Origin of the sequence: Pseudomonas sp. HR96 (genome assembly GCF_034059295.1) — a bacterium.
Classification (GTDB): domain Bacteria; phylum Pseudomonadota; class Gammaproteobacteria; order Pseudomonadales; family Pseudomonadaceae; genus Aquipseudomonas.
The window spans coordinates 2,062,227-2,079,170 of sequence record NZ_CP139141.1 but is presented as its reverse complement, the minus strand read 5'-3'; the positions used below and the strand labels follow the sequence as shown (position 1 = coordinate 2,079,170).

Sequence of the window (16,944 nt, the reverse complement as noted above, 5' to 3'; positions counted from 1 at the left end):
TTAACGGTTCCGGCGCGCTTGTTCCAGTCAGCCGCGCGTGGGCAGCTTGACCACCGAGGCAGTGGGTCGGTCAGCCTCCTGGCAGACCCGATTGCGGCCGTTCTGCTTGGCCAGGTATAGCGCTGCATCGGCGGTCTCCAGCAGGCCCAGCGCGCTGGTCGCCGCCGCGCGATCGATGGCGTGCACGCCGCCGCTGATGGTCACCCGGCCCAGCGGAGCGGCCCGGTGCGCCAGGCCCGCTTCGCTGACGGCATAGCGAATCTGCTCGGCAACGGTAAGAGCGCCGGCGATGTCGGTGTCCGGCAGCAGCACCACGAACTCCTCACCACCGTAGCGCGCCGCAACATCGGCCGGACGGCGTACGAAGCGCTGGATGATCTGCGCCACCTGGCGCAGGCACTCATCGCCGCCCAGATGGCCATAGGCATCGTTGTACTGCTTGAACAGATCGATATCGAACAGGATCACCGCCAGCGAGGTGCGATTGCGCAAGGCCCGGGCAAACTCCACCTGCAAGGCGGCGTCGAAGCGCCGGCGGTTGGCCAGGCCGGTCAGGCTGTCCGACTGCGCCAGCGACTCGAGCTCCAGGTAGGCATCGGCCAGGCGCGTCTTGGCTCGCTCGGCCTGGCGCACCTGGCGATACAGCACCGAGCCGATCAGGCACAACAGCAGGATCACCGCACTGACCAGCAGGGTGTCGCGGTAGGCGTCCAGCTTCCAGTCGGCGAGGATCGACTCGCGCGACAGGCCGGCGGCCGCCACCAACGGAAATTGCTCGGACTCGCTGTAGCCATACAGGCGCGTCACGCCGTCGACCACTGAGGTGACCATCGCCGTGCCTTGGCGTGAGCGCGGCAGGTAGCGGCTGAAGATCTCGCCGTTGATCAGCGTCTGCGCCTGGCCCGGGGCGCTGGCCGGGCGGCGGACGAGAATGGTGCCGTCGCGCATGGCGAGGAAGATCACCCCCTTGCCGTCCAGCGACAGGCGGTGGAAGAAGGTCTCGAAGTAGCTGACCGGAATGGTTGCCAGGGCCACGCCGGCGAAGCTGCCGTCGGCGTGTTCCAGGCGGCGGCTGATCGGAATGATCGCCTCGCCGGTGGTGCGGCTGGACACCACCGGGCTGATGTGCACGCCGGGGTCGGAATGGTCGCGATGGTAGATGAAATAATTGCGGTCGCTGTTGTTCGGGTGATCGCCGCGCTCGCCGAACGAGGTGGCCAGCCAATCACCCTGCTCGTCGTACACGAACAGCCCCTGCAGACCCTCCAGGGCCTGGACGTGGCGGCGCATCAGGCGGCTCAGGCGCTCGCGATTGGCCGGCGTCACGCCGTCCTCGGCGACCCGTTCGGCCAGCTCGATGAGTACGTTGTCGGCCTGGTGGATAGCGTCCTCGGCCTGGCGAGCGACCGAACTGGTCAGGTTGCTCACGGCAGTCTGGGCGTTGTGCAAGGCCACATCACGGGCCTGCAGATCCTGCCAGGCGGTGGCTGCCACCAGCACCACCGCCACCAGCACGATAAAGCTCAGCAAGCTCCTGAGGGAGCTGCCGGTTGTGGCGGGTCGATTGGAAGGGTGGCTGGCTGGCATGGTTTGCATCGTCAATAAAGTGGCTCTGAACGCACCAATGAAAGAACCATGCCAACGCTCGTCTGTTATTTGACTGAACGCCGATCAACGGTCCCTTCAGCGCTGATCGGTAGCGCCGATAGCAAAGGATCCAAAGCAACTTTTCGGTAATTCTTCATGTTCAACCGTCGTATGAAGCAGGAACTGGCCGCCCTGCGCGCCGAAGTCGCGCAACTGCGCCAAGCCGAGCAAGGCGTCCGTGAGGAGTTGCTGACGTTGGTCCTCGACGGCAACCAGCGGGTCGAGTCGGCCAATGCCAAGTTTCTTCAGGCCATCGGCTTTACCGAAAGCAACCTGCTCGGTCGCCCGGTGGACGACCTGGTGCCACCCTACGTCAAGCAGCTCAGCTGCTACCGCAACCTGCAGGCTTCGATGGCCAATGGCGGGCATGTCAGCGACCTGTATCGGCTGATTCGCGCCGATGGCAGTGAAGTCTGGCTGCGCGGCATGTGGCAGACCTTCAAGGGCGCCGACGGGCGCCCCGCGCGCACCCAGTTCACCAGCATGGACGTGACCTCAGGCGTGGTCGCAGCCAAGGAAAACGCCGGCATCATCGACGCGCTGCTGCGCTCCACCGCCGTCATCGAATTCAACCTCAAGGGCGAAGTGCTGACCGCCAACGAGCGTTTCCTGCAGGCCATGGGTTATTCGTTGAACCAGATCCAGGGCAAGCACCACAGCCTGTTCTGCGAACCCGAGGAAGTCGCCTCCCAGGGCTACCGCGACTTCTGGGCCACGCTCAACCGCGGCGAATTCGTCGCCAACCGCTTCAAGCGCGTCGACAGCCGCGGCAACGTGATCTGGCTCGAAGCGTCCTACAACCCGGTGCACGACACCCGCGACCAGCTGTACAAGGTGGTCAAGTTCGCCACCCTGGTCACCGACCAGGTCAACCGCGAAGAGGAGGTCAGCGAAGCGGCCAACATCGCCTTCAGCATCTCCCAGCGCACCGACCTGAGCGCCCAGCGCGGCGCCTCGGTCGTCAGCGACACGGTGCAGACCATGCGCCGCATCGCCAGCGAGATGGAGTCGGCGTCACAGGGCATCGAGGCGCTGGGCAAGCAGTCGCTGCTGATCAGCTCGATCGTGCAGACCATCGGCGGCATCGCTCAGCAGACCAACCTGCTGGCGCTTAACGCGGCCATCGAAGCGGCACGCGCTGGCGAACAGGGTCGCGGCTTTGCCGTGGTCGCCGACGAGGTACGCCAGCTGGCCGGGCGCACCAGCAGCGCCACCGAAGAGATCATCAACGTGGTGCAGCAGAACCAGAAGCTGGCCGACGAAGCGGTCAAGGGCATGGCCAACAGCCGCACCCAGGCCGAGCAAGGCCTGGACCTGGCCAACCAGGCCGGCGCGGTCATCGTCGAGATTCAGGACGGCGCCAAGCAGGTGGTCAGCGCCGTCGGCCAGTTTGCCAGTCATTTGCAGTAGGCACGGGCTGGCCGGGCAGATGCCCCAGCAGGCCCTTCAACTCCTGCAACGGGTAGCGGTGCTCGTCACTGCCGGTGCAGGCGCTGCGGTGCTCGAACGGCTCGCCGGCGCGCCGCGTCGGCTGGCTGGCGCCGCAGCGGTTGCAGGTCAGCTGGCCACGGGCCAGGGCCCAGCGCAGGGTCCAGTGCGCAAGGCGGTCGCAGGGGCTGATGCTGTCGCCCAGCGCCGCCGTGATTTCGGCCAGCACCAAGCTGTCGGCTGCGGCTCTCCCTTCGCTCTGCATGATAATGGCTCCCAACTGGCTGTCTCGCTCAGCATGGCAGATGCCGCACGCCACGTCGGTGGCCCGAGCGGAGCAGAACGGACAACGGCGGGCCGCATCCGGCCATGGTCGGCGCCAGCCGCTCAGGCAAACTGCTGACGGTACTGGCTGGGGCTCAGGCCCAAACGCTCGCCGAACAGAAAGCGCATATGCCGCACGCTGCCGAAACCGCTGCGCCAGGCCACGGTCTTGAGCGGCAATTCGCTGCTTTCCAGCAGCTGGCGGGCGTGGTCGATGCGCGCGTTCTGCAGGAATTCCATTGGCGTCAGGCCCGTCTCGCGCAGGAACACCCGGGAAAAATGCCGGGTGCTCATCGCCGCCAGCTGCGCCAGGTGCTGCACCGTCAAGGCTTCGTGCAAATGTTCGAGCATGTGCGCCTGGGCCCGGGCCACCGGCGAGTCCTGGCCAGCCATCGCCGCCACCAGCGGGCTGAACTGCGCCTGGCCGCCCTGGCGCGTCATCAGCACCAGCAACACCTTGGCGACGTCCAGGGCCACCGCGCGGCCATGGTCTTCGGCCACGATCGACAAGGCCATGTCGATACCCGCCGTGACCCCACCCGAAGTGATCAGCTTGCGGTCATGCACGTAGATCTGGTCGCTGCCCACCTGCGCCAGGGGAAAGGCCTTGAGCAGGCGTTCGGTGTAGTGCCAGTGGGTGGTCACCCGATGGCCGTCGAGCAGGCCGGCGTGGCCGAGGATGAACGCCCCGGTGCACACCGCGCCATAGCGCCGGCTTTGCCCGGCAGCATCGCGCAGCCACGGCAGCAGCTCGGCATGGTTCGCGCCGTAGGCCCCCGGGCCGCCCGGCACCAGCAGCAGGTGATGGGCCATGGGCGCGTCTTCGAGCAGGTGGTCGGTGCACAGGATGATGCCGTTGGACGCGCGGATGCGTCGCTCGCGGGCACTGAGGGTGAGGATGCGGTAATGCCGCTCGGCCGGCAGGTAACGGTTGGCGATGGAAAACACTTCGACGGGGCCGGCCATGTCGAGCAGCAGAAAATCGGGGTACAGGACCAGGGCAACGGTGTTCATCGGGGCTTCTCGAGGTGCGGCGTGCGGCACAGTGTAGAGCCGCCCTCGCCCGGCAACCAGCGCCGTGCCGAATCAGGCGCGGTTGAGCCCTTCGCGCAAGAATTCGATCAGCGCCTGCACCGGCCGCGAACTCTGCCGATGCTGCGGGTACACCGCCGACAGGCGCAGCGGCTCGCTGGTGTAATCGTCCAGCACACGGACCAGGCGCCCGTCGCGCAATGCGGCGCCCACGATGAACAACGGCAGGTAGGCGATACCCAGGCCGGCGATGGCCGCATCGCGCAGCAATTCGCCGTTGTTGGCGCGAATTCGTCCGCTGACCGCCAGGCTGCTGGGCTTGCCCTTGCCGCCCTGGCCTTCGAAACGCCAGTGCACCTGGCGACTGTGGCCGTACGGCAGGCAGTCGTGTTCGCTCAGTTGCTGGGGTTCCTGGGGCGTGCCGCGCTCGGCCAGGTATTCGGGGCTGGCGCAGTACACCCGCGGGATGACCGCCAGGTGGCGGGCGATCAGGCTGGAATCTTCCAGCAGGCCGATGCGCAGCACCAGGTCGTAGCCCTCGCCGATCAGGTCTACCGGGCGATCGCTGAGGTCGACCTCCACCGACACGTCCGGGTAACGCTTGAGAAATTCCGGCAGCAGGCTGCCCAGGTGTTCCATGGCGAACGACAGCGGCGCACTCAGGCGCAAGGTGCCGCGCGGCTGGCTGTTCTGCCCGGCGATCCCCTCCTCCACCTGCAGTACTTCGGCCAGCAGGCGCACCGCCGATTCGTAGTAGCCCTGGCCCAGCGGCGTGACATCCAGGCGCCGGGTAGAGCGGTTGAGCAGGCGCACGCCAAGCCGCTCCTCCAGCTGCATCAGGCGCCGGCTGACATACTGCTTGGACAACCCCAACTGCTCCGCGGCCCCCGTGAAACTGCCCGATTCCATGACCTGCACAAACAGGCGCATGTCTTCAAACGCATTCATTGTCACTTCCTGGTGGACAAAGGGTTGCTTATATCACGGGAGGTCCCCGGGCGCCCGCAGGGCTTTCGCCAGCCGGCTGGCGAAAGCCCTGCCATCAGCCCTTGCTCACCGCCGCATAGCTGTTCATCAGGTTTCGGTAGTTGGGCAGGCGTTGCGAGAGCAGGTTGCCCAGCCCTTCGATGTCGTTGCGCCAGTCGACCTGCAGCTCGCAGGCCACCGCGAACCAGTTCAGCAGGTGCGCGCCCGCCGCACTCATGCGCGCCCAGGCGGCTTGCTGCACGGTCTTGTCGAAGGTGCCGGAAGCATCGGTGACCACGAACACTTCAAAGCCTTCGGCCAGCGCCGAGAGGGTCGGGAACGCCACGCAAACGTCGGTTACCACGCCGGCAATGATCAGCTGCCTGCGCCCGGTGGCCTTCACTGCGCGAACGAAATCCTCGTTGTCCCAGGCATTGATCTGCCCCGGCCGCGGGATGTACGGCGCGTCGGGAAACAGCTCCTTGAGCTCGGGCACCATCGGCCCGTTGGGCCCTTTTTCGAAGCTGGTGGTGAGGATGGTCGGCAGGCCGAAGAACTTCGCGCAGTCGGCCAGCGCCAGCACGTTGTTCTTGAACTCGTTGGGGGTGAAATCCTGCACCAGCGAGATCAGCCCGGCCTGGTGGTCGACCAGCAGAACCACCGCTTCGTCCTTGTTCAAGCGCTTGTAGGGAGTGCTCATGGGGTATTCCTCAGTGAATGAATGGGTGATCAGAAAGCGAAGCAAGAGCAGCCGAACGCACCCCAGAAACCCTGGAAGTCGCTGATCGGTGCCGTGGAATGGCGGGCGCGTTGATGGCCGTGCTGGTGCACCGCACACGGCCCGCTGCAGACGTGCGCCTGGTTCTGCAACCCGGCGTGCGGTCGCCAATGGCCGGGCACCCGCGCCACCGGCGACCAGTCAGGCAGCACCGGCAGGCTGGCCGGGCACAGCGGTTCGAATTCGTCGGCGGCGTATACCACCTGCCCGCCGACCACGGTGAGCACCGATTCGATGGCCTTGATGGCTTCAGGCTCGACGCTGAAGAAGTCCGCCGACAGCGCCGCCAGGTCCGCCAGTTGCCCGACCTTGATCTGGCCCTTCTTGCCCTGTTCCGAGGAAAACCAGGCGCTGCCGCGGGTGTACAGCTCCAGCGCGGTGGCGCGCGGCAGGCCCTCGGGGTAGAGCGCCAGGCCGCCGACGGTGCGGCCGCTGACCATCCAGTACAGCGAGGTCCAGGGGTTGAAGCTGGAGACCCGGGTGGCATCGGTGCCCGCGCCTACCGGCACGCCCTCGGCGAGCATGCGCTTGATCGGCGGGGTGGCTTCGGCAGCCTTGGCGCCGTAGCGCTCGACGAAGTATTCGCCCTGGAAGGCCATGCGGTCCTGGATGGCAATGCCACCGTTGAGCGCCCGCACCCGTTCGATGTTCTTCGGGCTGATGGTCTCGCAGTGGTCGAAGAACCACGGCAGGCCGTTGAAGGGAATTTCGCGGTCGACCTTCTCGAACACGTCGAGCATGCGCGAGATCGACTCGTCGTAGGTGGCGTGCAGGCGAAACGGCCAACGCTGCTCGACCAGGTGGCGCACCACCGGTTCCAGCTCGTCCTCCATGGCCTGGGGCAGGTCCGGGCGCGGCTCGAGGAAATCCTCGAAGTCGGCGGCAGAGAACACCAGCATCTCGCCGGCGCCGTTGTGGCGCAGGAAGTCGTCACCCTGGTGCAGGGTGACGCTGGAGGTCCAGTTCCTGAAGTCGGCGAGCTCTTCCTTGGGTTTTTGCGTGAACAGGTTGTAGGCGATGCGCACGGTCAGCTGCTGCGCCTTGGCCAGTTGCTCGATCACCTGATAGTCGTCGGGGTAGTTCTGAAAGCCGCCACCGGCGTCGATCACACTGGTCAGGCCCAGGCGGTTGAGCTCGCGCATGAACTGGCGAGTCGAGTTGACCTGGTACTCCAGCGGCAGCTTCGGCCCCTTGGCCAGGGTGGCGTAGAGGATCATCGCATTGGGCCGTGCGACCAGCATGCCGGTCGGCTCGCCGTGGCTGTCGCGCACGATCTCGCCGCCCGGCGGGTTGGGCGTGTCGCGGGTGTAGCCGACCACACGCAAGGCCGCACGGTTGAGCAGCGCGCGGTCGTAAAGGTGCAGCACGAACACCGGGGTGTCGGGCGCCGCCTGGTTGAGCTCCTCGATGGTGGGCATGCGCTTTTCGGCGAACTGGAATTCGTTCCAGCCGCCGACCACCCTCACCCACTGCGGGGTTGGCGTGCGCAACGCCTGCTCCCTGAGCATGCGCAGGGCATCGGCCAGCGACGGCACGCCTTCCCAGCGCAGCTCGAGGTTGTAATTGAGGCCACCGCGAATCAGGTGCAGGTGCGAATCGTTGAGCCCGGGGATGACCGTGCGGCCCTTGAGGTCGATGACCTGGGTGGCCGCACCCCGCAGGGCCATGGCCTCGGCGTCGTTGCCGACGGCGACGAAGCGCCCGGCGCTGATGGCCACGGCGCTGGCATTGGGCTTGGTGGCGTCGACCGTATGGAAGCGGCCGTTGAACAGGATCAGTTCGGCGTTCATGGGTGTTCCTCGAGCTTGCTGGCAAGGGGTGGGGATGCAACGCTGCGGGCCTGCAGGGTCGGCGCAGCGGCGCGCGGCTGCAGCCAGGGGGCGAACAGCCGCGTGGCGGCCGGCATCAGCAGGTACACCACCAACAGCACGATGGTCAGGGTGACCACCACGGTGCTGGGCATGTAGCCGCCCAACCAGGGCACGGCCTTGAACAAGGGTGCGTAGGCCAGCGGCAGCAGCGAGGTCAGCGGCAGGATCACGCACAGGGTCACGCAGGCCTGCTTCCACCGCGGCGGCTGCGCGGGGGCGGCCGGGGTGAACCAGAATTCGTTGAGCGGGTGTACCTGGACCTGGTCTCCGTCGGCCAGCATCGGGGCCGCCTCGGTGATCAGCGCCAGGCGCTCGGGCGAGTCCATCCACTGCTGCAGCAGGTCGATGGAGCGAAAGCGCAGCACGCTGGTGAAGGTCTGCGCAGCCCCCTCCTGGCCGCCGATCACATCGACGCCCAGGTGCCCGGCGAAACCCTGCGCGGTGGCCACGGTACGCTTGAGCCAGGCTTGGTACTGCGGCTCCTGGCCGGGCTTGATGCGGTGCTTGACGACGAGGGTGACGACTTCCTCGTGGGGACTTGCTGGCATGGCGCGGGCTCCTGCGAATGTAGCGGTAGAGGATGCACTCCGGCTCGCCGGGACGATTGCATGGGTGTGCTGCGCATGGGGGTGGTGTGCTGTGGGATTCGGGTCATGAGCACCGGGGGCAACCCCGGTGAACCTGCCGACGAGCACTTTTACGGCTATATCAAGGCTGCCGCCGGCAGCGCCGCCGACATGAAGCGGTCGATATGGCCGCGCAGCCAGCGCTCACCGGGGTCGTTGTCGTGCACGCCGCTCCAGACCATGGACAACTCCGCCGGGTCGATCGGGAACGGCGGCTCTTCGGCGCGCAGCGCGCTGTCCTCCACCAGCGCGCAGGCCGCGTAGTCGGGCACCGTGGCGATCAGGTCGGTGCCCTTGAGCAGCGCCCGCAGGCCGTTGAACTGCGGCACCCCGAGGACCACCCGGCGGCTGCGGCCGACCTTGGCCAGGTCCAGGTCGATGTTGCCGGACAGGTCCCCGGAGAACGACACCATGGCGTGCGGCCGCGCGCAGTATTCGTCCAGGCTCAGCGGCCCGGGGCGGTCGTCGCCGCGCAGCACCTTGCAGCCGATGTCGCGCAGCTTGCGGCGCTTGGCGTTGGCCGGCAGCTCGGTGGTGTAGCTGACCGCCACGGAGATCTCGCCGGAAGCCAGCATCGCCGGGGTCAGCAGGTAGTTGGCGCGGCGCACCACGATGACCACCCCAGGCGCTTCTTCGCGCAGGGTGTTGAGCAAGGGTGGGAAAAGGCCGAACTCGGCGTCGTCCGAGAGGCCGATGCGAAACACCGCGCAGCTGCTGGCCGGGTCGAAATCCTTGGCCCGGCTGACCGCGCCGGAGATGGTGTCCAGCGCCGGCTGCAGTTCGCCGAGGATGGCCAGGGCGCGCGCCGTGGGGTCCATGCCGCGGCCGTTGCGGATCAGCAATGGGTCGTCGAACAGGTCGCGCAGGCGGCCCAAGGCAGCGCTGACCGCCGGCTGGCCCATGAAATGCTTTTCGGCGACTCGGGTCAGGTTGCGCTCGAACATCAGCGCCTCGAAGATCACCAGCAGGTTCATGTCGACGTGGCGCAGATCGTTGCGGTTCATTGCAAAGGCCTCAGGCTGGCGAGCGGCGGGGTATCTGCAGAGCTCTTATCCATAAGGATGCTATCCCTGCGGGCAACAGCCGCCGCCGCGCGCCGCCAGTTGAACGGCGTGGCGCCGGTGGCGCGGGTGAACACCCGGGTGAAATGCGACTGGTCGGCAAAGCCGCACTCCAGGCTGACCTCGGCGATCGGCACGCTGCTGGCGGCCAGCAGGTGCCGGGCGCGCTCGATCCGCGCCTGCTGCAACCAGTCGCGCGGCGACAGGCCGGTGGTTTTCTTGAAGGCTCGGGAGAAATGGCTGCGCGACAAGGCGCATTGGGCCGCGACCGCCGCGATCGGCATACCGCTGGCCATGTGTTCGATCATGGTCCGCTTGGCCAGCCGCTCCTGCCAGGGCGACAGCGCCACCTTGGCCGGCGGGACGCTGCAGGCCGGCTCGCCGAGCAGGTGGCTGCACAGCGCCTGGCAATGGGCGAACAGGCCCGGTGCGGCGCTGGCGCTGCCTTCGGCCAGGGCGGTCTGCAACGAATGCAGCAGCTGATAGGCAACGGCGTCCAGGGGCACGGGGCCGGCCTGGGGGCCGGGGGTGGTCAACGCATTCATGGCGCGGGCTCCTTGCAAGATAGCGACCCGACCATGCTGCGTGCTCACGCCCCTGAACGTCCTTGGCCTGGAGGTTAAACGTTCTGAAACCTGAGCCCTCCCTAAACCTTCAGAGACAGGTGGCCGGCAGCAGCGGCAAGGTGAACACGAACATGGTCTGCCCGGCCCGCCCATGGGTCAGGTGCAGGGTGCCGCCCTGGGCGATCATGATCGAGCGGCAGATCGCCAGGCCCATGCCCATGCCGCCGGGCTTGGTGGTGAAGAAGGCGTCGAAGACCTTGGGCAGGTGCGCCGCATCGATGCCGTTGCCGGTGTCTTCGACGCTGACCACTACCTGCCCGGCCTGCACGCTGGAGGTCAGGGTCAGGCGTCGGCGGCCTTCGTCGATGCCAGCCATGGCGTCCAGGGCGTTGATCACCAGGTTGTAGACCACTTGCTGCATCAACACGCCATCGACGAAGACCCGGCTGCCGGCCGTGTCCAGGCGGCTGTCGACCTGAACGTGGCGGTGCTCGATGTCGCTGGCGGCCAGGCGCAGCACCTGGCGCACCACGTCGTCGATGATCAGCCGGCTGCGGTTGGGCGCGCGCTGCTTGGCCAGGGCCTGCAGGGCGACGACGATGTCGGCGGCGCGGCGGCCGTCGCCGACGATGTCGTGCAAGCCCTCCAGGGCCTCCTCCACCTGCGGCGTGGCCCGCTTGAGCCAGCGCACGCTGGCGCTGGCATTGGCGACGATGGCTACCAGCGGCTGGTTGATCTCATGGGCGATGGAGGCCGCCAGCTCGCCCATCAAGGTCGCCTGGTTGGCCTGGGCCAGCTCGGCGCGCGCGTTGCGCAACTGCACCTCGGCGTCGCGCCGGCGCTGGTTTTCTTCCAGCAGCTCGGCGTACAGGCTCGAGGTCTCCAGAGAGATCGCCGCCTGGGCGGCGAGCACCTCCAGCACGGCGATCCGCGCTTCGCTGAACAGCCCGCGTGCCAGCGGGTTCTCCAGGTAGATCAGCCCGCTGACCTCGCCTTGCTTGAGCAGCGGCAGGCACAGCATGGAGCCGGCCGTAGGCACGTGCAGCAGGCCATCGCCCTGCCCCTGCACCTGGTCGGCGTCGTTGAGTGCCAGCCACTGGCCGCTGCGCAGCACGCGGTAGACCACCTCCATGGGCAGTTGCGCCTGATCCAGCGGCACGCGGGCCAGCTCTACCTGCACCCCGCCCTCCCAGGTCTGTCCACGCGCCACCACCAGCGGCTCACCCTTGTGCAACAGCACCAGCGCACCGCGCTGGGCACCGGCATGCATCACCGTGTTGGCCATCAGGGTTTCGATCAGGCGGTCCAGCACCACTTCACGCGACAGCGCCTGGGAGGCCTTGGTCACGGAGATCAGGTCCAGGTAATGCTGACCCTGACGCAGGTCCACCGAGGAGCGCGCGTCGCCGGGCTGGTCGTGCAGGCACTGGTGCTGGGCCTCCAGGGCGCGCACCTTGGCCTGCGCGCCCCAGCGCTGGTACTGCTCGCGTGCCTGGCGCCAGTGGCTGCGCGCCGCAGTGACCAGGCCCAGCTGCTGGTTGCAGCGCGCGGCGAGTTCATGGCCCAGCGCCTGCAGCGAGGCCGAGCCGGTGCTGCCGGCCTGGGCGATGGCCGCTTCGTACAGGCCCAGGGCGCGCAGCGGCTGGCCGGCCAGGCGCGCCGCCTCGGCCTCCACCAGCAGGCATTGGTCCAGGCATACGGCCGGGTTGAGCTCGGCCCAATGGCGCAGCTGCGCCAGCGGCTCGGCCAGCGCCGCCAGGGTCGGCTCGCGGTCTTCGGCGGGCGCCAGAGCACTGAGATTGAGCGCCCGATACAGCGCCAGGTCCTGTTGATGCAGGTGCCCGGGCACGCTCCAGGCCAGCGCCTGGGCGCGGTCGAGGCTTTGCAGCGACACCTCGTGAGCGCCTTGATGGAACGCCTCGATGGCCTCGAACAGCCACCACCAGAAACGCGCGGCGGCCATATTCGCCTGGGCCGCCGGGCGCGCCTGTGAGGCATGGGTGGTGGGCAGACCGCGCAGGCGCTGAACGAAGTGCACCAGGCTGTGCAGCAACAGCTGCCCATCGCCGGTGCCCGGCAGCCCGGCCAGCGCCAGGCCGGCCTCGGCCTGCTCCTGCACCCGGAGCAGCGGCACGCCCTGGCCCAGCAACAGGCAGGCCCACTGATGATGGGCATGGCAACTGATGTAAGGGACGCCCTCGTTGCGCCCGGCGGCCACCGCGCGCTCGGCGCACTCGGCGGCGAAATCCAGCGGGCGAATCCACACGCTGACCCGCGCCAGGGCCAGCAGCACCGAGGCCTGGTGGGCCGGTATGGGCATCCGCGCGACGATGCGCTGGCCGAGGTCGGCAAAGCGCAGGCCTTGCTGATAATCGCCACTGTGCTGCGCCAGCATCACGCCGAACCAGGCCAGGCCGCGCGCCGAAGCCGGGGCCAGGCCATGCATCAAGGTCAGCTCGACCATCTTGCACACCAGCCGCCAGCTGAGCCCCGGCTGGCTGAAGGTGGCCGGCGCCAACAGGCAGGCGAGCAGTTCATGGGCGGCGTCGATACGCGGGTCGCGGTTTTCCGGCAGCTCGATCAAGGCGGCCACCGGACGCTGGTCGAGCAACTGCTCGACCCGCGCCAAGGCGTTTGCAGCGTCCGCGCCGTGCGCGTCAAGGTCGGCAAACGCCAGGCCGAACAAGCCCAGGCCCTCGAGCCCGGCGCTCACGGCGGCGGCATAGTCACCGGCGAGGCTGCGCGAATGCACTTGCAGGACATGCAGCATGGCGCGCTCCTGCAGGCTGTCGACGCGCTCGAGCAATTGGCTGATGGCCGCCTGGGCCGGCTCATGGTCGCCGGCCTGGATCAGGCAGTGGATATACAGGCGCTCGACCGCCAGGCATTGCCCGCGATGCTCCAGCCAGCGTTGCCGGCTGCCCAGCTCGCGGGCCAGGCGCAGGTACTCGAGGGCGAACGGCAGGGCGGCGGTGTCGCGGGCGCGCTGCGCCGCCTGCAGCAGCACCTGGATGAAGGCGGTGCGGTCGGCCTCCAGCACCGGGTCGCGGGCCGCCTGCTGGATGTGCAAGGCGATTCGGAACAGCAGCACCCGTGAGTCGTTGGCTGACGGCGACGGCAGCGGCACCCACGGCAGGGTCAACTCGGCGCTGGCCGCGTCGGCTGCCAGCAGGTCGGCGATCAGCACCCGGGCGATGCGCGTATGGATCTTGCTGCGCTGCGCGGCCGGCACCAGCCGGTAGGCCGCTTCGCGCAAGCGCTCGTGGCTGAAGCGCCAACCCTGGCGGTCGGCCGTGAGCAGGCCTGCGGCCAGCGCCGGGTGCAGGTCCTGGCGCAGGTCGTCGAGGCTGCGCTCGGCCAGGCGGGCGATACACTGCCCGTCGGCGCGGCTGCCCACCAACGCCAGCAGCCCGAGCAGGCGCCGGGTGACGCCGGGCAAACGGCCCAGGTGGCTCAGCAGCTGCTCGAGCACGTCCGGTGCCACCGGGTATTCGGCCAGCCGCTCGGTTTCCCACTGCCAATGGGCCGGCTCGCTCGCGGCCGGCACATGACGCAGCAACCCGTCGTCGATCAGGCCGCAGAGCAGTTGCTGCACGAACAGCGGGTTGCCGCCGCTCTTGGCCATGAGCAGCGTCGCCAGTTCGGCCAGCGCCGGCGCCTGCCAGCGCAGTTGGCTGGCGAGCAGCGCCTGCACCGTGTCATGGCGCAGGGGCGCCAGCTTGATCGCCACACCGGCCTGGTGCCCGGCGCCCGCCAGCAGGCGCTGCAAGGCGGCGGCCTGGGCGGCGCTGGCGAATTCCTCGGGCGCCGCGCGGCCGGGCCGCTCGCGGTAGGCGCCGATCAATAGCAGATGCGCGAGCCGGCGCGTGGCCAGCAGGTTGAAGAAGTCCAGGCTCTGCGGATCCAACCACTGCAGGTCGTCGAAAAACAGCAGCAGCGGCTTCTGCGGGCGGGCAAACACCGCCAGGCAGTCGAGCAGCAGCTCGTCCAGCGGCCCCTGCCCGGCCGGATCGTCGCCGGTCGCAGGCGCGCGCAACGGGCCCAGCACCCATTCGATCTCCGGGAGCATTGCCACCATCCAGTGCGCGCGGCCGCCAAGCGCCCGTTGCAAGCGCTGGCGCCAGCGCTGCAACACCGTCGGGCGCTCGCCCAGCACTTGCAGCAGCAACCCGCGCAACGCAGCGCACACTGCGGCATAGGGCATGGCCTGACGGCCCGGATCGAAGCGGCAGGCGGCGAAGCGCAAGGCGCTGGCGGCCAGGTCCTGATGCAACTGGCGCAGCAGCAGAGTCTTGCCGCTGCCGTAGGGCCCGCTGACCAGGATCGGCCCCGGCTCCCCCTGCTCACTCAGACGCCGCACGCAGGCATGCAGGCGGGCCATTTCGCTTTCGCGGCCGACCAGCACCGGCGCCCAGTGCGCGGTCAGCGCCCGAGTCGGGTCGGACTCGGCGGCACCGGCGTCGGCGGCCAGCTCGCCGGTTTCCCGCCACTGCACCAGGGCCCGGCGCAGTACCTGTGCCAGGGCGCTGGCGCTGGCGTAGCGCTGTGCCGGGTCCTTGGCCAGCAGACGCAGGATGATCGCGCTCAACGCCGGCGGCACGTCGCCGCGCAGTTGCTCGGGGGGCAGCGGCGGCTGGGCCAGATGCTGGTGCAACCACTCCACCGCGTCATTGGCCACGAACGGCAGACGCCCGGTGAGCAGCTCGTACAGCGTCACCCCCAGGCTGTACAGGTCGCTGCGCCCATCCGCCGCGCCCTCGACCCGCCCGGCCTGCTCTGGCGACATGTAGGCCAGGCTGCCGCTGATCACCGCAGCGCTGGCCGGGTCGTGGCCGCCGGTCGCGCAAGCGGGGACCTGGGAGCGAGGCGCCCGAACGTCCTGGCGGCTGCTCAAGGCAAACCCGGCCAGGCGCACCACGCCGTCCTCGCCTTCGATGAACTGACAGGGCTTGAGGTCGCGGTGCAGCACGCCCTGGCCGTGCAGGCCGGCCAGGGCCTGCGCCGCACCAAAGGCCAACTGCAGGAACAGGCTGATCGACAGCTGGTCGCCCTGGGTGTCCTCCAGGCCTCGGCCGCCCGGCTCGTCGAGCACCAGCAGCGGCCCTTCGGCGCTGTACAGCAGGGCCGTGGGCACCACTGCCCACGCCGGGTCGAGGGCCTCGCGCAGCTGATACTCATGTTGCAGGCGGCGGAACACGTCTTCGGTGGCGCTGCCGGTCGGCCGCACGATCACCCAGGGGCGCAAGGCATTGGGCGAACGCACCCGGTACCAGGCCACTTCGCCGTCCACCCGCAGCAGTTGCCATTGCAACTGCTGCAACCACTGCTCGTTGAAGTGCCCGGTCTCGCGTCGATTCAGCACCGGCGCCACGGCGATCGGATTCATGCCCAGCGCTCGGCGCCGGCCAAGGCCTCGTCGAGTTCGGGCAGCACACCGATGCGCTGGCACTGGCGTACCAGCTCCACCAGGGTGCGCGCCTGCATCTTGGCCATGATGTGCTTCTTGTGCACCTTGGCGGTGACCTCGCGGGTGCCCAGGTCGGCGGCGATCTGCTTGTTGATGCGCCCTTGCAGCAACAGCATCAGCACCTGCTGCTCGCGGCGCGTCAACGACTGGTAGCGAGCGCGCAGCAGCTGGCGCGAGGCACGCGCCTGGCGCTCGCTGCGCACCGTGGCGAACGCGGTCGCCACCGCATCGAGCAGCTGGGTTTCGTCGAACGGCTTGGTCAGGAACTCCTGCGCGCCGGCCTTGATCGCACGCACCGACATGGGGATGGTGCCGTAGCCGGTCATGAAAATGATCGGCAGCTCCAGGCCCCGCGCGGCCATCGCCTCCTGCAGGTCGAAGCCACTGGCATTGGCCAGGTTGACGTCCAGCAGCAGGCAGGCGACCGCGCCGTCGCGGGGCTCGGCGAAGAAGTCTTCGGCACAGGCGAAGGTCTGGCTGGGGATGCCGGCCGAACGCAACAGGCGCGCCAGGGCCGAACGCACCCCGGGCTCGTCGTCGACTATATAGACCTGAGCGTGATCATCGGCCGGCAGCGTGGCGTCGGCGATCTCGGCGCTGACCGGCACTGGCCCGGGCGGCGCCCACCAGGCCTGCACCGGCGCCGGCACGGGCGGCTCGAGGATCAGCCGGTAGCCACGCCCTGGCACGGTGCGGATGGCTTCGCGTTCGTTGCCCAGCAGCTTGCGCAGGGCCGAGACGTGCACCTGCAGGTTGTTTTCCTCCACCACCAGGTCCGGCCAGACCCGCGCCAGCAACTGGTCCTTGGACACCAATTGGCCCTTGGCCGCGATCAGCTCGGCGAGCACGTCGAAGGCGCGGCTGCCCAGTTTGACCACGCCGTGGGGGTCGAACACTTCGCGGCGTTCGAGGGAAACGCTGAGTTTGCCGATTCGGATCATGGTGCTCTCGCAACTCGTGCAGGCTCGTGAAGATGACGGGCGCATCACATCGATGCTTCAGGGTAGAGAGCCAATGCCACCGGCGCAATTACCCCTTGGGGCAGGAACTGTTAAGGACGCAGGCATATTGTCAACCCATTGATGACAGTCATGCTCATTGCAGCCGGTTTATCCACCTTCCGGTAAACCGTAACCTTCACTTCAACACGCCCAGACACGCCGACCGCTCAAGGCGCC

Annotated in this window: 12 protein-coding genes; 1 reads left to right on the top strand and 11 read right to left on the bottom strand. The window is 68.2% G+C overall.

From position 1 onward, the window contains the following. Window positions 1–27: 27 nt before the first annotated feature. Complete coding sequence (locus SFA35_RS09645) at window positions 28–1,530, bottom strand: sensor domain-containing diguanylate cyclase (RefSeq protein ID WP_320577658.1); 1,503 nt, start codon at window positions 1,528–1,530, stop codon at window positions 28–30. Window positions 1,531–1,743: 213 nt separating this feature from the next. Between SFA35_RS09645 and SFA35_RS09640 the strand changes: the two genes are divergently transcribed. Beyond that, entirely contained in the window at window positions 1,744–3,057 is a 1,314-nt protein-coding gene (locus SFA35_RS09640; protein ID WP_320577652.1) for a PAS domain-containing methyl-accepting chemotaxis protein, read from the top strand. Here the strand turns inward: SFA35_RS09640 and SFA35_RS09635 are convergent. The 10 genes from SFA35_RS09635 to SFA35_RS09590 all read right to left on the bottom strand — a co-directional run bounded on the left by SFA35_RS09635 (window position 3,020) and on the right by SFA35_RS09590 (window position 16,707). Then, window positions 3,020–3,340: a hypothetical protein gene (locus tag SFA35_RS09635; protein ID WP_320577651.1), complete on the bottom strand. Its 321-nt coding sequence runs from the start codon at window positions 3,338–3,340 to the stop codon at window positions 3,020–3,022. The genes SFA35_RS09640 and SFA35_RS09635 overlap by 38 nt on opposite strands. Before the next feature lie 122 nt (window positions 3,341–3,462). Continuing rightward, window positions 3,463–4,413, bottom strand: coding sequence for a GlxA family transcriptional regulator (locus tag SFA35_RS09630; RefSeq protein ID WP_320577649.1), 951 nt, complete (start codon window positions 4,411–4,413; stop codon window positions 3,463–3,465). A 72-nt stretch (window positions 4,414–4,485) separates the two neighbouring features. After that, complete coding sequence (locus tag SFA35_RS09625) at window positions 4,486–5,379, bottom strand: LysR family transcriptional regulator (protein ID WP_320577646.1); 894 nt, start codon at window positions 5,377–5,379, stop codon at window positions 4,486–4,488. 94 nt (window positions 5,380–5,473) lie between these two features. Then, the gene (gene ycaC / locus SFA35_RS09620; RefSeq protein ID WP_320577644.1) at window positions 5,474–6,097 is read right to left on the bottom strand and encodes an isochorismate family cysteine hydrolase YcaC; all 624 of its coding nucleotides are present in this window, start codon (window positions 6,095–6,097) and stop codon (window positions 5,474–5,476) included. 29 nt (window positions 6,098–6,126) lie between these two features. Continuing rightward, window positions 6,127–7,965: an amidohydrolase gene (locus SFA35_RS09615; RefSeq protein WP_320577642.1), complete on the bottom strand. Its 1,839-nt coding sequence runs from the start codon at window positions 7,963–7,965 to the stop codon at window positions 6,127–6,129. After that, window positions 7,962–8,594: an antibiotic biosynthesis monooxygenase gene (locus tag SFA35_RS09610; protein ID WP_320577640.1), complete on the bottom strand. Its 633-nt coding sequence runs from the start codon at window positions 8,592–8,594 to the stop codon at window positions 7,962–7,964. The genes SFA35_RS09615 and SFA35_RS09610 overlap by 4 nt, the downstream gene beginning before the upstream one ends. Window positions 8,595–8,749: 155 nt before the next feature. Then, the gene (locus SFA35_RS09605; RefSeq protein WP_320577638.1) at window positions 8,750–9,676 is read right to left on the bottom strand and encodes a LysR family transcriptional regulator; all 927 of its coding nucleotides are present in this window, start codon (window positions 9,674–9,676) and stop codon (window positions 8,750–8,752) included. Beyond that, window positions 9,673–10,278, bottom strand: coding sequence for an AraC family transcriptional regulator (locus SFA35_RS09600; RefSeq protein WP_320577636.1), 606 nt, complete (start codon window positions 10,276–10,278; stop codon window positions 9,673–9,675). The genes SFA35_RS09605 and SFA35_RS09600 overlap by 4 nt, the downstream gene beginning before the upstream one ends. A 109-nt stretch (window positions 10,279–10,387) precedes the next feature. Then, entirely contained in the window at window positions 10,388–15,685 is a 5,298-nt protein-coding gene (locus SFA35_RS09595) for an AAA family ATPase (RefSeq protein ID WP_320577634.1), read from the bottom strand. Next, on the bottom strand, window positions 15,682–16,707 hold the full coding sequence (locus tag SFA35_RS09590) for a response regulator (RefSeq protein WP_320577632.1): 1,026 nt from the start codon (window positions 16,705–16,707) through the stop codon (window positions 15,682–15,684). The genes SFA35_RS09595 and SFA35_RS09590 overlap by 4 nt, the downstream gene beginning before the upstream one ends. Window positions 16,708–16,944 lie beyond the last annotated feature (237 nt).